Source organism: Agromyces sp. Leaf222 (assembly GCF_001421565.1).
Lineage (GTDB): Bacteria > Actinomycetota > Actinomycetes > Actinomycetales > Microbacteriaceae > Agromyces.
Map to the genome: position 1 here is coordinate 2,601,099 of NZ_LMKQ01000001.1, position 21,280 is coordinate 2,622,378.

General features: G+C 71.8%; 24 protein-coding genes. 13 read left to right on the top strand and 11 right to left on the bottom strand.

Annotation, left to right across the window (positions count from 1 at the left end; all coding sequences use genetic code 11):
- Nucleotides 1-106: 106 nt before the first annotated feature.
- Nucleotides 107-1,072, bottom strand: coding sequence for a transglycosylase SLT domain-containing protein (locus ASE68_RS11600; protein ID WP_157421621.1), 966 nt, complete (start codon nucleotides 1,070-1,072; stop codon nucleotides 107-109).
- A gap of 168 nt (nucleotides 1,073-1,240) precedes the next feature.
- Nucleotides 1,241-2,974 carry a sodium:proton antiporter gene (locus tag ASE68_RS11605; protein WP_055858631.1) on the bottom strand — a complete coding sequence of 578 codons (1,734 nt, stop codon included), beginning with the start codon at nucleotides 2,972-2,974 and terminating at the stop codon, nucleotides 1,241-1,243.
- A 258-nt stretch (nucleotides 2,975-3,232) separates the two neighbouring features.
- On the opposite strand from ASE68_RS11605, the gene msrB reads away from it, so the two are divergent.
- The 4 genes from msrB to ASE68_RS20255 all read left to right on the top strand — a co-directional run bounded on the left by msrB (nucleotide 3,233) and on the right by ASE68_RS20255 (nucleotide 5,075).
- Complete coding sequence (msrB, locus tag ASE68_RS11610) at nucleotides 3,233-3,721, top strand: peptide-methionine (R)-S-oxide reductase MsrB (protein ID WP_055858634.1); 489 nt, start codon at nucleotides 3,233-3,235, stop codon at nucleotides 3,719-3,721.
- Nucleotides 3,718-4,236 (top strand): peptide-methionine (S)-S-oxide reductase MsrA, encoded by a 519-nt coding sequence (msrA, locus tag ASE68_RS11615; RefSeq protein ID WP_055858636.1) that lies wholly within the window; start codon nucleotides 3,718-3,720, stop codon nucleotides 4,234-4,236. Before msrB ends, msrA begins: the two co-directional genes overlap by 4 nt.
- 127 nt (nucleotides 4,237-4,363) lie before the next feature.
- Complete coding sequence (locus ASE68_RS11620) at nucleotides 4,364-4,924, top strand: flavin reductase family protein (protein WP_082462195.1); 561 nt, start codon at nucleotides 4,364-4,366, stop codon at nucleotides 4,922-4,924.
- A 1-nt stretch (nucleotide 4,925) separates the two neighbouring features.
- Nucleotides 4,926-5,075, top strand: coding sequence for a hypothetical protein (locus ASE68_RS20255; RefSeq protein ID WP_157421622.1), 150 nt, complete (start codon nucleotides 4,926-4,928; stop codon nucleotides 5,073-5,075).
- Nucleotides 5,076-5,114: 39 nt separating this feature from the next.
- Here ASE68_RS20255 and ASE68_RS11625 read toward each other — a convergent pair whose 3' ends face one another.
- From ASE68_RS11625 to ASE68_RS11640, 4 genes are all read right to left on the bottom strand, one after another.
- On the bottom strand, nucleotides 5,115-5,909 hold the full coding sequence (locus ASE68_RS11625) for a hypothetical protein (protein ID WP_055858640.1): 795 nt from the start codon (nucleotides 5,907-5,909) through the stop codon (nucleotides 5,115-5,117).
- Nucleotides 5,910-5,934: 25 nt separating this feature from the next.
- Nucleotides 5,935-6,789 carry a hypothetical protein gene (locus ASE68_RS11630; RefSeq protein ID WP_055858643.1) on the bottom strand — a complete coding sequence of 285 codons (855 nt, stop codon included), beginning with the start codon at nucleotides 6,787-6,789 and terminating at the stop codon, nucleotides 5,935-5,937.
- 73 nt (nucleotides 6,790-6,862) lie between these two features.
- Nucleotides 6,863-7,258, bottom strand: a complete 396-nt coding sequence (locus tag ASE68_RS11635; RefSeq protein ID WP_157421623.1) for an SHOCT domain-containing protein — start codon at nucleotides 7,256-7,258, stop codon at nucleotides 6,863-6,865.
- A gap of 218 nt (nucleotides 7,259-7,476) precedes the next feature.
- A complete protein-coding gene (locus tag ASE68_RS11640; protein WP_055858650.1) occupies nucleotides 7,477-8,661 on the bottom strand; it encodes an alpha/beta fold hydrolase in 1,185 nt (394 codons plus the stop codon).
- 154 nt (nucleotides 8,662-8,815) lie between these two features.
- Here ASE68_RS11640 and ASE68_RS11645 point away from each other — a divergent pair, with 154 nt between their 5' ends.
- Complete coding sequence (locus ASE68_RS11645; protein WP_055858653.1) at nucleotides 8,816-9,967, top strand: calcium:proton antiporter; 1,152 nt, start codon at nucleotides 8,816-8,818, stop codon at nucleotides 9,965-9,967.
- A 46-nt stretch (nucleotides 9,968-10,013) separates the two neighbouring features.
- Here the strand turns inward: ASE68_RS11645 and ASE68_RS11650 are convergent, their stop codons facing one another.
- Together ASE68_RS11650 and ASE68_RS11655 are read right to left on the bottom strand one after the other, a co-directional pair.
- Nucleotides 10,014-11,699 carry an AarF/ABC1/UbiB kinase family protein gene (locus ASE68_RS11650; protein ID WP_055858656.1) on the bottom strand — a complete coding sequence of 562 codons (1,686 nt, stop codon included), beginning with the start codon at nucleotides 11,697-11,699 and terminating at the stop codon, nucleotides 10,014-10,016.
- Between the two features lie 38 nt (nucleotides 11,700-11,737).
- Complete coding sequence (locus tag ASE68_RS11655; RefSeq protein ID WP_055858659.1) at nucleotides 11,738-12,283, bottom strand: PadR family transcriptional regulator; 546 nt, start codon at nucleotides 12,281-12,283, stop codon at nucleotides 11,738-11,740.
- 131 nt (nucleotides 12,284-12,414) lie between these two features.
- Here ASE68_RS11655 and ASE68_RS11660 point away from each other — a divergent pair, with 131 nt between their 5' ends.
- The 4 genes from ASE68_RS11660 (at nucleotide 12,415) to ASE68_RS11670 (ending at nucleotide 15,511) form a co-directional block, all read left to right on the top strand.
- Complete coding sequence (locus ASE68_RS11660; RefSeq protein ID WP_055858664.1) at nucleotides 12,415-13,737, top strand: NAD(P)/FAD-dependent oxidoreductase; 1,323 nt, start codon at nucleotides 12,415-12,417, stop codon at nucleotides 13,735-13,737.
- A 5-nt stretch (nucleotides 13,738-13,742) separates the two neighbouring features.
- Entirely contained in the window at nucleotides 13,743-13,910 is a 168-nt protein-coding gene (locus tag ASE68_RS20260) for a hypothetical protein (RefSeq protein ID WP_157421624.1), read from the top strand.
- Nucleotides 13,911-13,982: 72 nt separating this feature from the next.
- Nucleotides 13,983-14,876, top strand: coding sequence for an alpha/beta fold hydrolase (locus ASE68_RS11665; protein ID WP_055858667.1), 894 nt, complete (start codon nucleotides 13,983-13,985; stop codon nucleotides 14,874-14,876).
- Nucleotides 14,876-15,511, top strand: coding sequence for a TetR/AcrR family transcriptional regulator (locus ASE68_RS11670; RefSeq protein WP_055858670.1), 636 nt, complete (start codon nucleotides 14,876-14,878; stop codon nucleotides 15,509-15,511). Before ASE68_RS11665 ends, ASE68_RS11670 begins: the two co-directional genes overlap by 1 nt.
- Here ASE68_RS11670 and ASE68_RS11675 read toward each other — a convergent pair.
- Nucleotides 15,477-15,947, bottom strand: coding sequence for an Lrp/AsnC family transcriptional regulator (locus ASE68_RS11675; protein ID WP_055858673.1), 471 nt, complete (start codon nucleotides 15,945-15,947; stop codon nucleotides 15,477-15,479). The genes ASE68_RS11670 and ASE68_RS11675 overlap by 35 nt on opposite strands.
- A 74-nt stretch (nucleotides 15,948-16,021) precedes the next feature.
- On the opposite strand from ASE68_RS11675, the gene ASE68_RS11680 reads away from it, so the two are divergent.
- The 3 genes from ASE68_RS11680 to ASE68_RS11690 all read left to right on the top strand — a co-directional run bounded on the left by ASE68_RS11680 (nucleotide 16,022) and on the right by ASE68_RS11690 (nucleotide 18,659).
- The gene (locus ASE68_RS11680) at nucleotides 16,022-17,056 is read left to right on the top strand and encodes a DMT family transporter (protein ID WP_082462196.1); all 1,035 of its coding nucleotides are present in this window, start codon (nucleotides 16,022-16,024) and stop codon (nucleotides 17,054-17,056) included.
- The gene (locus ASE68_RS11685) at nucleotides 16,965-17,792 is read left to right on the top strand and encodes an endo alpha-1,4 polygalactosaminidase (protein WP_055858676.1); all 828 of its coding nucleotides are present in this window, start codon (nucleotides 16,965-16,967) and stop codon (nucleotides 17,790-17,792) included. The genes ASE68_RS11680 and ASE68_RS11685 overlap by 92 nt, the downstream gene beginning before the upstream one ends.
- A 96-nt stretch (nucleotides 17,793-17,888) precedes the next feature.
- Nucleotides 17,889-18,659 carry a GNAT family N-acetyltransferase gene (locus tag ASE68_RS11690; RefSeq protein WP_082462197.1) on the top strand — a complete coding sequence of 257 codons (771 nt, stop codon included), beginning with the start codon at nucleotides 17,889-17,891 and terminating at the stop codon, nucleotides 18,657-18,659.
- A 5-nt stretch (nucleotides 18,660-18,664) separates the two neighbouring features.
- Here ASE68_RS11690 and ASE68_RS11695 read toward each other — a convergent pair whose 3' ends face one another.
- Together ASE68_RS11695 and ASE68_RS11700 are read right to left on the bottom strand one after the other, a co-directional pair.
- Complete coding sequence (locus tag ASE68_RS11695) at nucleotides 18,665-19,750, bottom strand: HAMP domain-containing sensor histidine kinase (RefSeq protein WP_200921704.1); 1,086 nt, start codon at nucleotides 19,748-19,750, stop codon at nucleotides 18,665-18,667.
- Entirely contained in the window at nucleotides 19,743-20,483 is a 741-nt protein-coding gene (locus ASE68_RS11700) for a response regulator transcription factor (RefSeq protein ID WP_055858681.1), read from the bottom strand. Before ASE68_RS11700 ends, ASE68_RS11695 begins: the two co-directional genes overlap by 8 nt.
- An 88-nt stretch (nucleotides 20,484-20,571) precedes the next feature.
- Here ASE68_RS11700 and ASE68_RS11705 point away from each other — a divergent pair, with 88 nt between their 5' ends.
- Nucleotides 20,572-21,225, top strand: a complete 654-nt coding sequence (locus tag ASE68_RS11705) for a M15 family metallopeptidase (RefSeq protein WP_055858684.1) — start codon at nucleotides 20,572-20,574, stop codon at nucleotides 21,223-21,225.
- Nucleotides 21,226-21,280 lie beyond the last annotated feature (55 nt).

Consider the following 21,280-nt stretch of genomic DNA (forward strand, 5'->3'; position numbering starts at 1 on the left):
CGCCGGCGGCATCCGAAGACGAGCGCCGCTCATGCAGCCTCAACCCCGGAGACGACGACGGCGCCCGAGCCGGAGCTCGGGCGCCATCGATGCGGGGGCGGAGGGCTCAGTACCAGCCCTGCGACTCCGAGGTGCTCCAGGCACCGCAGGCGCTGCCGTAGCGGTCGGCGATGTAGCCGAGGCCCCACGAGATCTGCGTGGCGGGGTTGCTGGCCCAGTCGGCGCCGGCCGACGACATCTTGCTGCCGGGGAGGGCCTGCGGGATGCCGTAGGCGCCGCTGGGGTTGGAGGCGTAGACGTTCCAGCCGGACTCGCGGTTCCAGAGGGCGACGAGGCAGCCGAACTGGTCTTCGCCCCAGCCGTAGCGGGCGGCCATCATGTCGCGTGCGATGGCCTGGGCCTCGCTCGGGTTCGAGGGGGCGCTCGGGGCGGCGAAGTCGGACGATCCGGACGAGGAGCCGGAGTCGGCCTCGGCCTCTGCGGCCTCGCGGGCGGCGGCCTCTGCCTCGGCCTTCGCCTTGGCGGCCGCTTCGGCGGCGGCCTTCTCGGCGGCGACGCGGTCTGCCTCGGCGACGGCCTTGGTGACCTGGGCGGTCTGCTTCTGCGTCGTGCCGACGAGCTCGAAGACCTTGCTCGGGCTCAGCAGCTCGTAGGAGTCGAGTGCGGCGACGGTGGTGGCGAGCGCGGAGGCGTCGGCCTTGCCCTTCGCCGCGGCGATGGCCTTGCCGGCGACCGTCAGGGTGTCCTTCGCCTGCTTGTCGGCGCGCACGTCGAGCACGGCGCCGTGGTCGACGGCGAGACCCTGTCGCGAGTCGCGCTCTGCGGCCAGCGCGAGCGCAGCGGTCTCCGAGACGCGCTGGGCCTTGGCCGTGGCCTCGCCCTGCACGGCGTATCCGGTGCCGACGAGGGCTCCGACGGCGATGATGGCGCCCGCGGTGAGGATCGGAGTGCGGAAGCGCCGGAAGGGTCCGCTCGCCCGACGACCGCGGAGGGTCGGCTCGGTCTCAGTGCTCGTGGGGTTCGTGCCGGGGGAAATCTGGGTCGTGCTGGGGGAAGAAGTCTCGTTCTGCATGTCTTTCACCTGGGCGGCGTCGTCGCACCGGGGGGCGCTTCGAGCCTTGCTTGGCGTTCCACGGACGCGGGGGCGCCCGGGCGAAGTCGCCAGTCTGCCGAGGAGTTCTGTACAACCCCTCACTTGTTCCTGTGAATGTCATCCGAGGTATTGACGAATGCTCAATGATCACGTTTTGGAAACATCCCCTGATGGAAGGCGTAATTCGAGACTGATCTGCACCGCATCCAACGCCGCGAGCGACTCGGTGAGTGCCGTCGAGCTGAATCCGCCTTCGTCGCGCTGGGTCGAGAGCGCCGCCCGCTGCTCACCGATCACCCGCAGCCGGAGCCGCAGTCCGTGGTCGGTACGCGCTCTCGCGGCCTCCCCCGCCGAGGCACCCGTCGAGGCATCCGTCACCGCGGCCGAAGCCTCCTCCGAGGCCGCATCGGCCGTCACGCGCCGGGCGATGTCGCGCAGCAGGTCGTCGATCTCCTCGCGATCGGCGTCGACCGCGGCACGGTCGAAGAGCGCCGGCTTCACCCAGCGCACGAGCATCGGCAGGGTGCCGCCCTGCACGATGAGCGAGGCCGCGGCGACCACGAATGCCACGAACACGAGCAGCGAGCGCTCCGGCGTGTCCGACGGGAGCGTCTGCGCGGCCGCGAGCGTCACCGCTCCGCGCATGCCGGCCCAGACGATGACGCTGCCCTCGCGCCAGCCGAGCGGTTCGGCGGTGAAGTAGTCGATGTCGGCGACCTTGCGACGGATCCTTCTGCGGAACACCGCGAGCCGTTCCTTCGGCACCTCGGGGGCCGGCTCGCCTCGCTGCGGGCCGCCGCGCGGCTCGAGGCGCAGCGGATGCCGTTCGTCGACCCGATCGAGCCGGTCCTGCATGTCCGCCAGCTGTCCGCGCATCCCGATGCCGCGTCGCACCCGCCGACGCTGCAGGCCGAGCGTCGAGAGCACGTACAGGGTGCGCACCGCGATCACCGCGAGCAGCGCGATGCCGGCGATCACGAGGCCGGCGGCGATGCCGGCCCGCCCGCCCTGCACGTCGGCCACGATGGCCGACATCTCCAGCCCCATCACGAGGAACACGGCGCCCTCGAGGATCAGCTCGACGGTGCGCCACGCCTGCGTGTCGGATGCGCGGTGCTGCGGCGAGAGCCGCTTCAGCGCGCCGCGACCCGTGACGAGGCCGGCCACGACGGCCGCGACCAGCCCGGAGGCGCCGAGCGCCTCGCTCGGCACCGCCGCCAGGAACGGCACCGTGAACGAGATCACCGTGTTCGCCGTCGGGTCGACCACGCGCTCCCGCACCCAGAGGTTCGCCTTTCCGACGACGTAGCCGATCACCACCGCGACGACCACGGCGAACACGAAGTCGCCCAAAATGTCCCAGAAGGTGACGGACGCGGCCGTCGCGACGATCGCCGACCGCAGCAGCACGAGGGCCGTCGCATCGTTCAGCAGGCTCTCGCCCTCGAGCACCGTCACGATGCGCGGGCTGACCCCGATGCGCTTCACGATCGAGGTCGCGACCGCGTCGGTCGGGCTGACGATGGCGCCGAGCGCGATGCCCGCCGCGAGCCCGATGCCGGGCACCAGCCAGGCGAACAGCAGTCCGAGCAGCACCGAGCTCACGATCACCAGGCCGACCGAGAGCCCGCCGATCGCACTGAACTCGCGCCGGAACTCCATCGCCGGCATCGCCACCGACGCCGAGTAGAGCAGCGGCGGCAGCACGCCGGCGAGGATCCACTCCGGGTCGATCTCGACCTCCGGCACGAACGGCAGCAGGCTCGCGCCGATGCCGACGATCACGAGCAGCAGCGGGGCCGCCACCCCGAGCCGCGGGCCGAAGACCGCCGCTGCGGCGATGCCGAGCAGTCCGAGCACGACCACGACGAGCAGTTCCACCGGCCCTCCATCCGCACCCCGCGCGGATGCGGCATCCGGGCCACGGGGCTGGGGAAAGTCTCGCGTACCCCGGGCGGACTGTCACCACTCGTCGGTCGCGCGCCCGGGACGCGCTCACAGCGAAGTCACAGCCTGCAGGCGCGACATCCGGAACAGCGCGCCCCGCTCGATGGTTTTCTCCAGTGTCGCCGCGCTTCGCGAGGCGGCCAGCGACCCACCGGGAGCCGCAGCCAGCGGCGCCCCATGAAGGAGGAACGAATGTCGAACGACTACCGCAGCACTCCCGAGGCGATCGCCCGCCTCACGCCCCTCCAGCGCAGCGTCACGCAGGGCGACGGCACCGAGCCGGCGTTCCGCAACGAGTACTGGGACAACCACGACGCAGGCATCTACGTCGACGTCGTGTCGGGGCAGCCGCTCTTCTCCTCGACCGACAAGTACGACAGCCGGTCGGGCTGGCCGAGCTTCACGAAGCCCCTCGAGGCGACCGCCGTGACCGAGCATGTCGACCGCACGCTCTGGATGAAGCGCGTGGAGGTACGCTCGTCGGGAGCCGACAGCCACCTCGGCCACGTCTTCGACGACGGGCCCGCCGACGCCGGCGGACTCCGGTACTGCATGAACTCGGCGGCACTGCGCTTCGTGCCGGTCGCCGAGCTCGAGGAGCAGGGCTACGGGGACTTCCTCAGCCTGTTCACGACGACGGATGGCGCGGCCGCGGCATCCGAGAAGGAGAACGCATCATGACGAACACCGAGACCGCGGTCCTCGCCGGCGGCTGTTTCTGGGGCATGCAGGACCTGATCCGCAAGCGCCCGGGCATCGAGTCGACGCGGGTCGGCTACACCGGCGGCGCGAACGCCGAGCCCACCTACCGCAATCACCCCGGGCACGCCGAGGCGATCGAGATCGAGTTCGACCCGACCGTCACGAGCTACCGCGAGCTGCTGGAGTTCTTCTTCCAGGTGCACGACCCGTCGACCCTGAACCGTCAGGGCAACGACATCGGCACGAGCTACCGGTCGGCGATCTTCCCGCAGAGCCTCGAGCAGCAGGAGGTCGCGCTCGACACGATCGCCGACGTCGACGCCTCGGGACTCTGGCCGGCCAAGGTCGTCACCACGATCGAGGAGGCCGCGCCCTTCTGGGCGGCCGAGCCCGAGCACCAGGACTACCTCGAGAAGTACCCGAACGGGTACACGTGCCACTTCGTGCGCCCCGGCTGGAAGCTGCCCAAGCGCGACGCCTCCACCGTCGCCTAGGAACTCCGCCCAGGTCGCGAGCACGAGCGGATGCCCCGTCGGACCCCGGTCCGGCGGGGCATCCGTCATGTGCGGGGGCGGCGGGCGTGGTGCCGGCACGCAGGTTCGCGAACGTAGGCTGGACGACATGGCCGTGCCCGATCCGAACCCCCTTGCAGACGCCCTGCCGACGGATGCCGCACCGCCGACCCTGCTCGACGCGACCGCCGAGGCGTTCAAGGCGGCGTTCCGCGACCACCCGGCGGGTGTCGCCCTCATCACCGCGACGACGCCGCTCGGGCCCGTCGGCCTGACGGCTTCGAGCGTGGCGTCGGTCTCGGCCGAACCCGCCGCGCTCTCGTTCTCGGTCACGCGCGCCACGGGATCCGCCGGCGGCCTGCTCGCCGCGGAATCCGTCGTCGTGCACCTCCTCTCGGCCGACCAGGTCGAGGTCGCGCGGGCCTTCGCCCGATCGGGTGCGCCTCGCTTCACGCCCGAGCAGGGCTGGGGCACCCTGCCGACCGGCGAGCCGTGGCTCGTCGGCGCCCCCGTGGCGCTGCGGGCGCGCATCACCCACACCCTGCCCGTCGGCGGCTCGTCGCTCGTCGTGGCCGAGGTGCTCGACGTGCACCTCGGCGAACGGGCGCCGGCGCTCGTGTACCGCGACCGCCGGTTCCACGCGATCGACGACGCCTCGCCGCAGGTCTGACATGCACTCGACGACACCACCACGACGGCGTCGCCGGCGACGTCGTCCGTCGGTCGCGCTGCTCTCGGTGCAGCTCCGCCGCTACGGGCTGGCGGCGATCCTCGCGATCTGCGCGATCGGCACGATCATCGCGGCGCTGACGACGCGCTGAGCCCGGTCGGCGCGGCGCGGCCAGGGCCGCGCGCCTGCCTCAGGCGGCGACGCCCAGCCGGTCGAGGGCGTCCTGCACGATCGTGAGCCCGGCGAGCCCCGGCATGCCGCTGATGCTCTCGTCGACCTTGCGGGCCGCACGCCGTCCCTCCGGGCCGCTCATCAGGTGCGTCATGACATGCCGCACGTCGCTCTCCGACGAGATGCTCGACCCGACCGGCGCCCAGAACCGGCTGAGTGCGAACCGCGTCACCTTCTGCGCCTTCGCGCTCGCGGCGAGCCGTTCGCGCGCCTGCGACGTGTAGAACGCGACATGCCTCGCCTCCTGCTTGGCGATGCGGCGCAGCAACTCGGCGAGCACCGGATGCGCCTCGAGCTCGGCCATGCGCTGGTACGCGGTGATCGCCGACCACTCGTTCGCGGCGCCCCACGACATGTGCACGGCCACGAAGTCCTGGCCGACGAGGCCGCCGAGCACGGACTGCTTGATGGGGTCGAGCCGGTCCTTCCACCCGAGCTTCATGCGATTCGCCTTGAGCGCGTCGTAGTCGACCGTGATGTCGTGCATCGCGAGCACCGCGGCCAGCGCCTCGCCGTGCCAGAACTCCTCGCGGTTCCACATCGTCATGAACGCGCTCATGTCGGCCTCGCGGTGCGACGGCGTCGTCAGCAGGTCTCGCGTGTAGCAGACGGTGTGGTACTCGACGTCGGCCATGTAGCGCAGCGTGCGCAACGACGACTCGGGCAGCGGGTCGGTGCGGAACACCTCGAGGTCGAGGTCGCTCCACGCGACGCCGACCGACGTCGCGGTGTACCGGTCGATGTCGAAGGCCATGCTCCCCTGCTCCCTCGTGTCCCGTTCAGGCGCCGAGCCGTCGGAGGACGGCGGTCGTGGTGCGTTCGCCAACTCCAGGCAGCGATCGGATGCCGCGGGCGAGCGCCGAACGCGACTCGGCGTCGGCCACGGCGAACTGCGCGAACGCCTCCCGCTCCCCCGTGGCGACGGAGCCGCTGCCGAGCGGCCATGCGGAGCGTGCGAGCTCGCCTCGCCCGAGGCGCGCCGCCCGCGACGATGCCGCCATGCGTCGCCGCGCCTCGCCCGCGAAGAACTCGGTGTGCCGCAGCTTGATGGTGCGGATGCGCGCGATGGCGTCGCCGAACGCCGGGTTCGGAGTGCCGGCCCCGTCGATCGCCTCGGCGGCGAGTCGCGCGTACGCGAGGTCGAGCACGAGGTCGTCCACGAATCCGAGCGCGAGGTGGGCGCCGACCACGTCTGGCCCCTGCCCGAAGCCGGCGAGCGACCGCCGGATCGGCCCGCGGCCGGCGGATGCCCGGCCGGTGGTGGCGGCCGCAGTGTGCGTCGAGGGGTTCGCCGCGGCATCCCTCGCCCCGGTCGCGCCCGCGATCAGCCGCAGCGCATCGGCGATCCAGTACTTCTCGTAGGCCCACGACACGAGGAACGCCGTGACCATCGCGTCCTTGTGGGTCGGGGTCACGAGCACGTTTCGCAGGTGCTCCATCGTGGCCCCCTCGAGTTCGGCGAGGGTGGCGACCGTGCGAACGGCGTCGCGCGCGAGCCCGGCCTGCGCCATCGCGTCGAGTTCGAGGTCGTCGCGCAGGCTGCCCTGCGCGGTTCGCGCGAAGCCGCGAACGTCGAACGGCGCCGGCTCGGACCCCGCAGCGGGGGTCCGGCCGACGCCGATGGACTGGCTCATGTGCCGAGGCTACTCCGCGATCGACGACCGGGCACGAGGCGCGGGCAACGCGATCACGGGGCGTGGTGCCGGCTCAGAACTTCTGGCCGAGCGCCTTCGCCTTGATGGCGTCGAACTCCCCGTCGGAGATGACGCCCTGGTCTCGCAGTGCCGCCGCCTTCGCGATCTCATCGGTCGGATTCGCGAACGAGACCTGTCGCACCTCCTCGTCGGAGTACTCGACGATCTCGGGGCGTCGGTACGACGATCGCTCCGCCATGCCCTGCCCGCGGATGATGAGGTACACGATGCCGGTCAGGAACGGCAGGAACACCAGCAGCAGGATCCACAGCGCCTTCATCCACCCGCCGATGTCGTGCGAGCGGAAGATGTCGATCGCGATGTAGATCAGGGTGAAGAGGTAGGCGATGTAGGCGAAGATCCAGAAGCTGAACCAGATCCAATCCCACACGGTGGCGAACATTCCCATGGCGGGCCCTTTCGATCGGGGCACGACGAGGACCGTGCCTTCTGGCGCTCAACCTATCGGCGTGCGGCCCGCCGTGGAAGAGGCGCGCCCGGGCGATGCATCCGACCATGCGGGCCGGCCGCGCCTGCCCCTGACTCGTCCACCCGCCTTTTCAGGATGAGACGGTCATGGGCGCATATCGCCGTCATGACCGATGTGGTCCTGAAAAGCGGGCTGACTCAGTCGAGGCCGTCGAGCCAGGCGTCGAGCGTCGGCAGCGCGAGGTAGGCGATCGTGCTGTGGGTGGCCAGCGGCACGACCTCGTACGAGACGTCGTCGCCGAGCCCGCGCACGTGCTCGACGAAGGTCGCCGTGTCGGCGGGCAGCACGAGCTCGTCGTCGGCGCCCTGCGCGACGTACACCGGCGCCGCGATCGGGCGCTGTCCGGCGGAGTTCTCGGCGAGCAGCGTGGCCCACGGTTCGGTCGTGGTCGGGTCGTGGGCGAAGAAGTCGCCGACGAGCGGCTGTCCGATGCCGTGCAGCTTCTCGAGGTTCGTCAGCAGGCAGAGCCGGTTCATCTCGGGCGACTTCGCGACCGCCGCGGGGGTGAGGATCGCGTCGAGCTCGGCGCCCGGCACGTTCGGGCCGTAGACCGAGGCGAATGCGGGGAACGCATACGACCCGATCGTCACGCCCGAGATGTCGTCGAGGTGCGAGCCCATGAGCGCGGTCAGGTCGGCCGCGGGCGCGGCGGCGGCGACGCCGGCGACGTCGAGCTCTGGCGCGTACACCGGCGCCTGCTCGGCGGCGAAGAGCACGGCCTGCCCGCCCTGCGAGTGCCCCCACAGCACCACGCGATCACCGGCCTCCGCGCCGTCGAGGTGGCGCGCCGCGCGCACGGCGTCGAGCACGCTGCGCGCCGCGGTCTGCGCGACGAGGTAGGAATCGGGGCCCTCGGTGCCCATGCCGGCGTAGTCGGTCGCGACGACCGTGTAGCCACGGTCGAGCATGAGGCGCAGCCCCTCGATGCCGATGAACGGGTCGAAGCCGCGCGACGGGGCGCACGAGGCATCCGTGCCCGTCGTCGGATGCCCCCAGGCGAGCACCGTGCGCCCGCCATCGGGTGCCGGGCCGAGCGGTGTCACGACGATGCCGGTCACGACGATCGGCTCGCCGTTCAGGTCGGTCGAGCGGTACATGATGCGCCACGCCTCGGATGCCGCGGGCACGCCGTCGAGCGCCTCGCTCCGCACGAGCGTGCCGGGGTCGCCGTTCGCGGCGTCGGCCGGCTGGTCGTAGAAGTCCGCGAGCCCCGGCTGCTCCGCGGCATCGCCGATGATGCGGATCGCTTCGACCGCGACGAGCGCGCCGACGATCGCGATCACCGATGCCGCCAGGATCGCGACCACCCGTCGAGCCCGCATGCCGACTCCCCCATGCGGCGCGCGGCCGCCGCGAGACCAGCATCGCCTGCGACGAGCCGCAGGCGCAATGCCGGGCGGCGTCCAGCCGCATCCGACCATGCCGAGATGCACGCCGGTAGAGTGGCGAACGGTCGGCTCGGACGAAGGAGTCAGCATGCGGGCACTGCTCACGCGGTCGACGGTGGTGATCCTCGTGATCGCCTGGGCGACGACGATCTGGGCGCTCGCGTTCGGGCACGACCTCGTCGCGCATCCGCCGAACGCCGTCGTCAGCGTGATCACGTTCATCGTGATCCTGGCGGCGATCATGGTCGCGGCCTTCGGGGTCGTGAACCAGGCCGAGCATCTCGCCGAGAAGGTCGGCGAACCCTTCGGCACGCTCATCCTGACGCTGACCGTCGTCGTGATCGAGGTCGCCCTCATCGCGTCGGTGATGCTCGGCCCGAGCGGATCCGCGACGATCGGTCGCGACTCGCTCTTCGCCGTGATGATGATCATCATCAACGGCGTGATGGGCCTGGCCATCCTCCTCGGCGGGCTCCGCCACGGGCCGCAGAACTACAACACGGTCGGCACCTCGGTCTACCTCGCGGTCATCGTCGCGCTGTCGCTCTGCACGCTGGTGCTGCCGAACTTCACGAGTTCGACCCCTGGCGGAACGCTGACCTCGTTCCAGTCGATCGGCATCGCGGTGCTCGCCGCCGCGCTCTACGCGTTCTTCCTCGTCATGCAGGTCGGCCGGGACCGGAACCTGTTCGTGCAGCCGGTCGTTCCGTCGGCCGCAGTCCCATCCTCCACGAGCGCGGCGCCGTCAGGGGCGTCGGCGTCGGCGTCGGCGAACCCCGCCGCCCGCGGGGAGCTGGTCGGGCGCGCCTTGCTCCTCATCGTGACCGTCCTGCCGATCGTGCTGCTCTCGCACGACCTGGGCGTGCTCGTCGACCTCGGCATCGAGGCCACCGGCGCTCCCGTGGCGCTCAGCGGTGTCGTCATCGCCATCATCGTGTTCACGCCGGAGGCGGTGACCGCGATCCGAGCGTCGCTCGCCGACCAGAACCAGCGCGCCTTCAACCTCGGGCTCGGCGCCTTCGTGTCGACCGTCGGGCTCACCATTCCGGTCATCCTCGTGATCGGGCTGATCAGCGGCCAGGAGGTCGTGCTCGGCGAGACGCCCGCGAACATGGTGCTCATCGCCATCACGCTCGCCATGACGCTGATCACGTTCTTCTCTCCACGGACGACCGCCGTGCACGGCGCCGTGCACCTCATGCTCTTCGGGGTGTTCGCGATCCTGCTGTTCGCGCCGTGAGCTCAGCACGTGCGGGCGGCGCCTGCGCCTGCCGACCCCTCGCCGCTCAGCGCCCGGCGCGCCCGGCGAACAGCGCATGCAGCAGCGGCAGGACGGACGCGATCATCAGCACGGTGCCGAACACCGCGTCATCCGCACGGATCACCGCCCCGGCCACGAGGAGCGCGCCGAACAGGATCGCGGAGACCACCCGCCTCGCGGTGCGCTCGAGCCTGGCGACGCGTCGCTCGAGACTCGGGTTCGTGACGGCGACGGAGCCCTCTTCGAGGCGGGTCGCGAGCGAGTCGAGGCGCTTCGGCAGGCCGACCGCGATGCCGGCGATCTCGACGGCCTGCTTCGCGAGGTCCTGCACGACGTTGCCGCGCTCGTCGCGGATGAGCTTCGTCGCGTACGGCTCGATCGAGTCCCAGAGGTTGAACTCGGGATCCAGCGCACTGCACACGCCCGAGGTGAGCGACATCGCGCGCACGATGAGCAGGAAGTTCTCGGGCAGCTGGAACGGCAGCGAGCGCACCACGTGGCCGAACTGCTCGGCGAAGTCGCGGAACTCGCGCGGATCCACCTCGCGCAGCTCGGCGAACCCCATGCCGCCGAATCGGGCGAACAGCTGGGTCATCGCCCGCTCGAGCTCGCCGGTGTCGGCGGAGGGCAGCAGGACGCCCACCTCGCGCACGGCGTCGACGAGGCCCTTGCCGTCGCGCGACGCCGCCGCGATGAGCAGCTTGCGCAGGCCGCTCCGCGTGCCGGGCGGAACCACGCCCATCATGCCGAAGTCGATGAACGTGAGCTTCCACGCCGGCGCCGTCGAACCCTCGACGACGGGCATCGGCGTGACGAAGATGTTGCCCGGATGCGGGTCGGCGTGGAAGAAGCCGTTCGTGAAGAGCTGGTCGAACATGACGGCGGCGAAGGCCGGCGCCACGTCGGCTGGATCGATGCCGGCCGACGCCAGCGCCGCGGCATCCGTGATCTTGATCGCCGTGACGTCTTCGAGGGTGAGCACGCGCCGGGTCGTGCGCTCCCACGCGATGGACGGGACGCTCACGCGGTCGTCGTCGGCGAACTCCGCGGCGAAGCGCTCGGCGTTCGCGGCCTCGTGCAGGTAGTCGATCTCTTCCAGGCTGGTCTGCGCGAATTCCTCGACGAGCGCGTGCGTGTTCACCCTGTCTGAGACGAGTCGCACGTGGCTGAGCCACCCCGCGACCTTGCGCAGGGCGGCCAGGTCGACGTCGACGATGCGATCGATGCCCGGCCGCTGCACCTTGACGACGACGGCGTGCAGACCCGTGTCTGCGGCATCGGCGGCCGAGAGCCGGGCGCGGTGGGCCTGACCGAGGGATGCCGCGGCGATCGGCTCCTCGTCGATCGAGGCGTAGGCGCGGTCGAGCGGCATGCCGAGTTCGGCCTCGGCGAGCACCCGGATCGCCGCGAACGGCACCGGCGGCACCTCGTCCTGCAGCCCCGCGAGCTCGGCGGTGATCTCGGGCGGCAGCACGTCGAGGCGCGAGGACATGAACTGCCCGACCTTGATCATGAGCCCGCCGAGGTCGATCGCGAGCACGTGGAACCGCTGGGCGAAGCGCCGCATGCGCTTGGACCGCGTGCGCTCGGCGACCGACGTGAGCCCGATGCGCGGGAGGAACAGCTCGTACCACCACGTGACGGCGAGGTTCCAGCCCGCGAACCGCAGGATGCGTCGGTAGCGCGCGCGGGTATTGCCGGCACCGGGCATCGAATCGCCTCGATCCCGAGGGGCGGACGCCACCCGCGTCAGTCCTGGGCGAGGATCGCGTAGAGCCGTCGTCGCGTCTCGTCGAGCGCGGCCACGGCCTGCTGCACCTGCTCGGGCGTGCCAGTTCGCCCGACCTGGGCGGCGGCCTGCGCGAGTTCGAAGCCCGCCTTCGGCAGTGCAGAGGGGCCGGCGCCGTCGCTCCCGCCCTGCGGGGCCCACGGCGCCGATGCACCGGTGTCGGCGACCGAGGAGCGCCCCTCGTCGGTGAGCGAGTACGTCTTGCGGCCGTTCGACTCCTGGGCGCTGATGAGCCCCTCGTCGGCGAGCAGCTGCAGGGTCGGGTAGACCGAGCCGGCGCTCGGCTTCCAGGTGCCGCCGCTGCGCTCCTCGATCTCGTGGATGATCTGGTAGCCGTGCATGGGCTGCTCGGCGAGCAGGGCGAGCACCGCTGCACGCACGTCGCCGCGGCCCATGCGGCTGCCCGCGCGCTTCTCGAAGTTCGAGCGCAACTGCTCGAAGGCCTGCCAGATGCCGTCGGCCGGGATGCCGGCGCCGAATCCGCCGGTGGGGAACGAGCCACTCATGACAACCTCTTCCGTCGCGTGTGAACGATACTCAACGATATAGCGAGAAGGCTGTGAGCGATAGGGGTACGACGTTCGCAGGCGATACCGTCGGAGGCGGGTGCAGCACCCCGAGATGGAGGCAGTCGGCGATGGAGCACTTCGACACGATCGTGGTCGGCGCGGGGGTCGCGGGCCTGAGCGCCGCCAGGCTGCTGGCGCGGCACGGCAACCGGGTCGCCGTGCTCGAGGCCCGCGACCGGGTGGGCGGCCGGGTTTGCACCGACCGCGCCGACGGGCTCGTCACCGACCTCGGCGCATCGTGGATCCACGGCGTCACCGGCAGCCCGGTCGCCGCCGCGGCCGAGGCGTTCGGCATGCGCACCGTCGAGTTCACGGTCGGCGGCTACCAGCCGGACAGCCGACCGATCGCGTACTACGGGCCTGACGGCGAGCGCCTGTCCGATGCCGATGCACGTCGCTTCGCCGCCGACCTCCACGCCGTCGACGCGACCCTCCTCGACGTGGTCGCGGCATCCGCTCCGGATGCCTCGTACCGCGACGTGACCGAGGCGGCGCTCGACCGTCAGGCGTGGGACGCCGAGCGCACCCAGCGGGTGCGCGAGTACCTCGAGCACCGCTCGGAGGAGCAGTACGGCGCGTGGATCGAGGACCTCGCCGCGCACGGACTCGACGACGATTCGATCGACGGCGACGAGGTGGTCTTCCCCGACGGCTACGACCGCCTGCCGGCGCACCTCGCCGAGGGGCTTGACGTCCGCCTCGAGCACGTCGTCTCCCACGTGCGGTGGTCGGGCGACGGCGTCGTCGTCACCACCGATCGCGGCGCGTTCACGGCCGGCACCGTCGTCGTGACGGTGCCCGTCGGCGTGCTGAAGTCCGACGACTTCGTCATCGAGCCGGCGCTGCCCGAACCGGTCGCCGGCGCCCTCGACCGGCTCGAGATGAACGCGTTCGAGAAGGTCTTCCTGCGGTTCCCGACGAGGTTCTGGGACGACGACGTCTACGCGATCCGCCAGCAGGGTCCCGAGAGCAGATGGTGGCACTCCTGGTACGACCTCACCGCCCTGCACGGCACTCCCACGCTCCTCACCTTCGCCGCCGGCCCCGCCGCCCGCGAGACGCGCGGCTGGTCGGATCGGCGGGTCGTCGAGTCGGTGCTCGCCCAGCTGACCCGGCTCTACGGCGATCGCGTCGAGCAGCCGAGCGTCGTGCATCGCACGGACTGGCAGGGCGACCCGTTCGCCCGTGGCTCGTACGCCTATATGACCGTCGGCTCCACGACGGCCGACCACGACGACCTCGCGACGCCCGTCGGCGGCGTGCTCCACCTCGCGGGCGAGGCGACCTGGACCGACGACCCCGCGACGGTGCCGGCGGCGATGCTCTCGGGGCATCGTGCCGCCGCGAACATCCTGCGGCGGCAGGTCCCCGTCGACGAGCTCTGGGCCTGAGCGCGATGGAGGTCGACAACGGCGACGAGCCGCGGTTCCGCAGCCCCGATCCCTGCCCGCGGTGCGGGGGCGTCCTCGACGGCGGCGTGCTCGTCGAGATCGATCAGCCCCTCACGATCACGCTGCGGTGCCTCGACTGCGGGTACTCCGCGCTCGTCGACCCCTTCGCGTGAGGCGGGGGCCCCGCCTTCCACACTCCGGTAGTGACCCGAACCTCTAATCTGGTCACAACGAACGGAGGGCGCATGAGCGCACGTCGCGCAACCGTCCCGGTGACCGGGGCGACGGTCTCCGTCGTCGAGTGGCCGGCCGCCGGCGGGGACCGAACCGGCGACCGCCCGACGGTGCTCCTCCTGCACGGCGGCGGGGCCGACAGCGCCGAGCTCTCGTGGGGCGAGGTCGGCCCGGCGCTCGCGAACGCCGGCTTCCGCGTGCTCGCACCCGATCACCCGGGCTTCGGCCGCAGCCCCCGAGCCGAGTGGCAGCTGACGCAGGAGCACCTCGTGCGCTACGTCGGCGAGCTCGTCGACGCCCTCCGCCTCGACGAGTACGTGGTCGGCGGGCTCTCGCTCGGCGGCGGCCTGACCCTCGGCCACATGCTCGACCGGCCGGGTGCGGCTCGCGGCGCGATGCTGCTGGGATGCTTCGGCATCATGCCCAGGCTCGCCGACGGGTCGCTCGGGCGCCTGAGCCACGCGGCGACGTTCCTGCTGCTCCGATCCGGCCTCCTCGCGGCGATGACCCGGTCGTACGCACGAGACCCGGCCGCGATGGAACGCGGACTGCGCAGCATCGTGCGCGACCCGGCGGCCCGCACGCCCGAACTCGTGCAGGCGGTCATCGCGGAGGCCGCGGCATCCGACGGCCTCGAGGTGTTCGGCGAATGGCAGCGCGAGCAGGTGCTCTGGAACCGGTTGCGCACCGACTATGCCGACCGACTGCCCGGGATCCCGACGCCGACGCTGGTCGTCCACGGCGATCACGACCGCGGGGTGCCGATCTTGCGCGCGAGGACCGCGGCCCGGCTGCTCCCCCGCGCCGAGCTGCTGGAGGTCCCGGATGCCGGGCACTGGGTGCAGCGCGATCGGCCCGACCTCGTGGTGCCGGCCATGGTCGGCTTCCTTCGGCGGGTCGGCTGATGCCCCGCCCGCTCGTGCCCGACCGGCGCGAACGCCTCCTCGATGCCGCCGAGCGCCTGATCCTCGAGCGCGGCTTCGACGCGATGGGCATCGCCGCCGTCGCCGCGGAAGCCGGCATCGGCAAGGGGGCGGTCTACCTCGAGTTCGCGGGCAAGCGCGACCTCCTCGACGCCGTGCTGCGGCGCGCCACCCGACGCCTGCGCGATCGCGTGCGGCTCGAGGTCGGCGATGACCCCGGCCTGAGCGACGCGTACCGGGCCGCGATTCGTGCCCTACTGCAGGACGACCTGCTGACGGCCGCGTTCCTCGACGATCACGCCGTGCTCGGTGCGCACGTCGAGACCGTCGACGACGACCGGTACCGACGGCGCCACGAGGGCGTCGTCGACTGGGTGCGCGACCGGCAGGCTCGCGGCTCGCTGATCGCCGACGTCTCGCCCGAGCATGTCGCGCTCGCCCTGTCGAGCGCGACCATCGGCCTCCTGTCGGCGAACCGGCTGCTCGGACCCCTGTCGCCGGCCGACCTCGAGGGCGCGGTCGAGGCCCTCGCCCGCATGGCGGCGACCTTCGAGGTCGAGCCGCCGGCCACGGGGCGTTCCGTCAGCGCAGCGGCAGCGGCGAGCGCGCCTTCGTGACGCCGAACGCGAAGGTCGTGGTGATGCCGGCGATCGACGGGATGGCGCGCAGCTGGCCGCGCATGAGCTCCTCGTACTCGCTGAACGACGCGACGGCGACCTTCGCGAGGTAGTCGTCGTCGCCGGCGAGCAGGTAGGCCTCGACCACTTCGGGGATGTCGCGGAGTCGCGCCTCGACCGCATCGACCACCTGCGTCGCATGCGACGACAGTCGCAGTCGCACGAACGCGGTGATGGCCAGCCCCACCGCGCCGGCGGCGATCTCGGCGGCGTACCCGGTGATGATCCCGTCGTCCTGCAACTGGCGGACCCGGCGCAGGCAGGGCGACGGCGAGAGGCCGACGCGATCGGCGAGCTCCTGGTTGGTGAGCCGCCCGTCCTGCTGGAGCTCGAGCAGAATATGACGGTCGATGGCATCGAGGGTTCGAATTGGCATATTCTGCCAAAGCAGCACGATTTCTTGGCATTCTCGGCAATCGCATGCGCCGACGTATTTCCTATCGTTGCGGCATGCCCGGTACCCAGACCCGCGATCTCGTGATCGGCGCCGTCGCCATGGCGACGGCGGTCCTGCTCTGGGCGTCGTTCGCACTCACGCTGCGTGGCGTCGGCGAGTCGTCGCTGACGACGATCGACCTGAGCGTGCTGCGGTTCGCGATCCCGGTGGCGGCGCTGGCCCCGTGGCTGCCGCGCGCGATCCGGGAGATCCGTGCCGAGCGGCGCACGACCGCGCTCCTCCTCCTCGTCGGCGGCCTGCCGCACTTCCTCGTCTCTGCGCTGGGAGCTCACCTCGCGCCCGCCGCACTGGTGGGGCTCATCATCCCCGGCACCGTGCCGCTCTTCGTCACGGTGCTGGCCGTGCTGGGCGGACGCGTTCGCATCCCCGGTCGGCAACTGGCATCCGTCGCCCTGATCGTCGTCGGAGTGGCCGCCGCGGCCGTCATGACGAGCGGCACGGTGCCGCCGGCCGGCATCGCCGTGCTGCTCGTCGCCGGATTCGTCTGGGCGGTCTACACGCTCGGCCTGAAGCGCAGCACGCTGAGCCTCACGACGACGGTGCTGGTCATCTGCACGCCCGCTGCGGTCGCGGCCCTCGGGCTCGCCTGCTCCGGTGCCATGCCCTCGAACCTCCTGTCGGGAACCGCGCTGCCGGGCGACATCCTGCTCTTCGCCGTGCTGCAGGGCCTCGGCACCGGCATCATCTCGACGATCGCGTACGCGCACGCGGTTCGGGTGCTCGGCAGCGGCATCGCCGCGACCGCGGGAGCCTTGAGCCCGGTGGCGGCCGCGGCGCTCGCCGTGCCGTTGCTCGGGGAGCCGATCACGTGGGGCGTCGTGGCGGCGATGACGATCGTGGTCTCGGGGGTGCTGCTCTTCAACGCGCCGCGGCGCCGACGCACGGTCGCCGCGGGTGACGGATGCCTCGGGGCCGGACATGCGAGCATGGGACACGATGATCCACCGCGTCGGCAGCCGTATCGCCCTGGGCGCGCTCGCACTGGCGGTCCTGTTCGCGTCGGGGTGCTCGGCCCCCGACGCCCCTGATCCCCGTGCCGTCGTGCTGCCACCGGCCGGGTCGCCACCCGACTACCAGCTCGGCGGTGCCTACGAGCCCGATCCGGCGGTCGGCATCGTCGCCCGCGACCGCACGAGCGATCCCGCCGCCGGCCGGTACTCGATCTGCTACGTGAACGGGTTCCAGACGCAACCCGGCGAGCGCGGGCTCTGGACCGACGAGGTCGTGCTCGATCGCGACGGCGCAGACGTGATCGACCCCGACTGGCCCGATGAGGCGCTGCTCGACACCTCGACCCCCGCGCAGCGAGCGCGCATCGCCGAGTCCGTCGCCCCGTGGATCGAGGGGTGCGCCGAACGCGGCTACGACGCCGTCGAGTTCGACAACCTCGACTCGTACACGCGCTCGGGCGGCGCGATGTCGCTCGACGACAACCTCGCGCTCGCGTCGACCCTCGTCGACCTCGCCCACGCGCACGGGCTCGCGGCCGGACAGAAGAACGCCGCCGAGGCGACCGAGCGGCTGCATGCCGACGCGGGATTCGACTTCGCGGTCGTCGAGGAATGCCTGGCCTATGACGAGTGCGGCGCGTACACCGCGGTGTACGGCGCGAAGGTCATCGCGATCGAGTACACCGATGCGCTCCCCCGCCCGTTCGCCGAGCTCTGCGCGGACCCCGACGCGCCCGCGTCGCTCGTGCTGCGCGACCGCGACCTGACGCTGCCCGGCGATGCCGCCCATGTCTTCGAGGTGTGCCGACGGTGAGCCGGCACATCCGTTCAGGTTGCGGGTGCGTCAGCGTGTTGCGTGCGGTGACGTCCGACCTTGCGCCGCGACCGCCGCGCGCCGCACAGTGAGCCCATGTCCGACCCCGCCAGCCCCCCGACTGCCGACGCGCCGCACCCCGATGCGCCGTACGCCGATGAGCCGCACCCCGACGCGCCGCATGCCGACGCGACCGTGCTCGACAACGCCGCCTGGTCTTCGCTCGCCGGCCCGCACGCCTCGTTCGCGATCGGCAACGACCTCGTGCGGCGCTACCCGGAGGACGTCGCGCCGTTCGTCGCGGTGCGCACCTGGGAGGACCCGGGAGTCTGGGACGCCCTGATCGACCTCGTCGGCCGCGACGCGATCATCGGGCTCTCGGGCTTCGACGGCGACCTGCCCGACGGATGGGAGGTGGTCGGTCGCGGCGCCGGCGTGCAGCTGGTGCAGACCGACGCGCTGCGGCCGCGCCCCGACGAGGAGGCGATCGTGCTCGGCGCCGACGACGTGCCCGAGATGCTCGCGATCGTCGAGCGCAACCAGCCCGGACCCTTCCGTCCCCGCACCCATGAACTCGGGCGCTACGTCGGAATCCGGCGCGACGGCCGCCTCGTGGCGATGGCCGGCGAGCGCCTGCATCCAGAGGGCTGGACCGAGATCAGCGCGGTCTCCACCGACGACGCGCACCGACGGCAGGGCCTCGCATCACGCCTCGTGCTCGACGTGGCCTTCCACATCCAGCAGCGCGGCGATCGCGCCCTGATGCACGCCGAGGCGTCGAACCTCGGGGCGATCGCGGCCTACGAACGACTCGGCTTCGCGCTCCGCAGGCGCTCGGTGTTCGCCGCGGTGCGGACGCCGGCGTAACGGCCTCAGCGAACGTCGAGGCCGGCGGGCAGGCCGACCTCCGCGCGAAGCCCGCCGTCGTCGCGGGCGGCGAGTTCGAGGGTGCCGCCGTGGGCCCTGGTGATGCTCTTGACGATCGCCAGGCCGAGGCCGACGCCCGCGTGGTCGCTCCTGATGCGGTCGGTGCCCCGCCGGAACGGCTCGGTGAGGGTCGAGACGAGCGCCGGATCGAGCCGCTCTCCAGAGTTCTCGACGGTGAGCACGGCCCAGCCGGGGCGCACCGAGGTGCCGACCCGCACGAAGCCGCCCTCGACGTTGTGCACGATCGCGTTGTGCACGAGGTTCGTCGTCAGCTGCAGCAGCAGCGTCGGCGACCCCTCGGCGACGGCGACCTCGCCGGACGCCTCGAGGGCGATGCCGCGTTGCTCGGCGAGCGGGAGGAGCGTCTCCGTGGCCTCCTCGGCGAGGAGCGACAGGTCGACGCGCTCCCTCGCGAACGACTGCCGGTCGGCGCGACTCAGCACGAGCAGCGCCTCGGTCAGCTCGATCGCCCGGGTGTTGACGGCGTCGAGGCGCTCGATGAGGGCGTCCGTGTCCCGCTGCGGATCGCTTCGGGCGACGTCGAGCAGGGTTCGGCTGATCGCCAGCGGGGTCCGCAGCTCGTGCGAGGCGTTCGCGGCGAATCGCTGCTGCTCGGCGACGTGGGCCTCGAGCTGCGCGAGCATGGCGTCGAAGCTGTCCGCGAGTTCGCGGAACTCGTCGCGATGACCGTCCAGCTCGATGCGGTGGGAGAGCGACCCGTTCGCCGCCTCGCGGGTGGCCTTCGTGATGCGCCGGAGTGGGGCGAGCATTCGGCCCGCGAGGAACCATCCGCCGAGCAGCCCGAGCACGAGCAGGAACACCAGGGCCCAGGCCGCCGCCGGACCGAAGGCGCGCACGAGGTCGTCGCGCCCCGGCACGAAGCCCTCGATCGTCCAGATCGCGTTCGCTGGCACGTAGCGCAGCAGGAACACCCACACGACGGCGAGGAGCAGCGCCCCGGCGACCATGAGGAAGCCGGCGTAGCTGAGGGTGAGTCTCCAGCGGACGCTGAGCCCAGGCGGTCTATCCACTCCCGACTCCCCCGGTCGACTCCCCTTCGCGGCCAGACGCAGCACCGGATCCGTCACCGGCGCCGGCATCGGCTCCGGCATCGATGCGGTAGCCGACGCCGGGAACCGTGACGATCAGCCAGGGCTCGCCGAGCCGCTTCCGCAGCGCGGAGACGGTGATGCGCACGGCATTGGTGAACGGATCGGCGTTCTCGTCCCACGCCCGCTCGAGGAGCTCCTCGGCACTGATCACCCCGCCGTCGGCGTCGACGAGCACCTCGAGCACCGCGAACTGCTTGCGGGTCAGTGCGACGTACCGCCCATCGCGGTGCACCTCGCGCCGGAACGCGTCGAGCCGCAGTCCCGCGATCTCCCGAACGGGCGGGCGGATGCGGGAGCGCCGGCGATCGAGCGCCCGGAGCCGCAGCACGAGCTCGCGCAGCTCGAACGGCTTCGTCAGGTAGTCGTCGGCGCCGAGCTCGAATCCGGAGGCCTTGTCGTCGAGCCGGTCGGCCGCCGTGAGCATGAGGATCGGCATCCCGCTGCCCGACGCCACGATGCGCCGTGCGATCTCGTCACCCGACGGCCCCGGGATGTCCCGGTCGAGCACGACGAGGTCGTACGCGTTCACGTCGAGCATCTCGAGCGCGGTGTCGCCGTCGCCGGCGAGATCGGCCGCGATCGCCTCGAGGCGCAGGCCATCGCGGATGGCCTCGGCCAGGAGGGGTTCGTCCTCGACGATCAGCACGCGCACGTTCTCGATGGTACGAGCCGACGCATATCGTCGGCGTATCGGGATCCGCATACGCTGCGGCAACACGCGGTCACGTTGGCTGGAGGCCATGACCTCCACGCACCGCACCCGAACGTCGACCCGCGGCATCCGGTCGGCCATGCTCCTCGTGCTCGCGCTCGCCGCGGCGCTGCTCGTCGCCGTGTTCGCCGGGTCGCTCGCCGGCCGGTCATCGGCGGCGTCGTCGCCGAGGGCACCGGGCGACGCACCCGCTCGCCTGCAACCTCCGGCCGCGGGAGCGGACGGGGGACTCGACGGCGACGGCCGGGTCGACGACGGCGTGACCGTCTTCGACGACGAGGAGCCGGCCGTCGGCAACCTCGACCCCGAGTTGCTCGACGCCGTGCGCCTGGCCGCGACGGAGGCCGCCGGCGACGGCGTCTCGTTCATCGTCAACAGCGGCTGGCGATCGCCCGAGTACCAGGAGCAACTGCTGCGCGACGCGGTCGCCGAGTACGGCTCCGCCGAGGAGGCCGCCAAGTGGGTGGCCACCGCCGGCACCTCACCGCATGTGCGTGGCGACGCGATCGACCTCGGCCCGTGGGATGCGACGGCGTGGCTGTCGGAGCACGGCGCCGCCTACGGGCTCTGCCAGGTCTACGCCAACGAGTCCTGGCACTTCGAACTCCGCCCCGATGCGGCCTCCGACGGCTGCCCCGCGATGTACGCCGACCCCACCGGGGATCCCCGGATGCAGGGCTGACCCGCATGCCGGACGACACCGCGACACGCCCCGAACCCAGCCTCGGACACAGCCC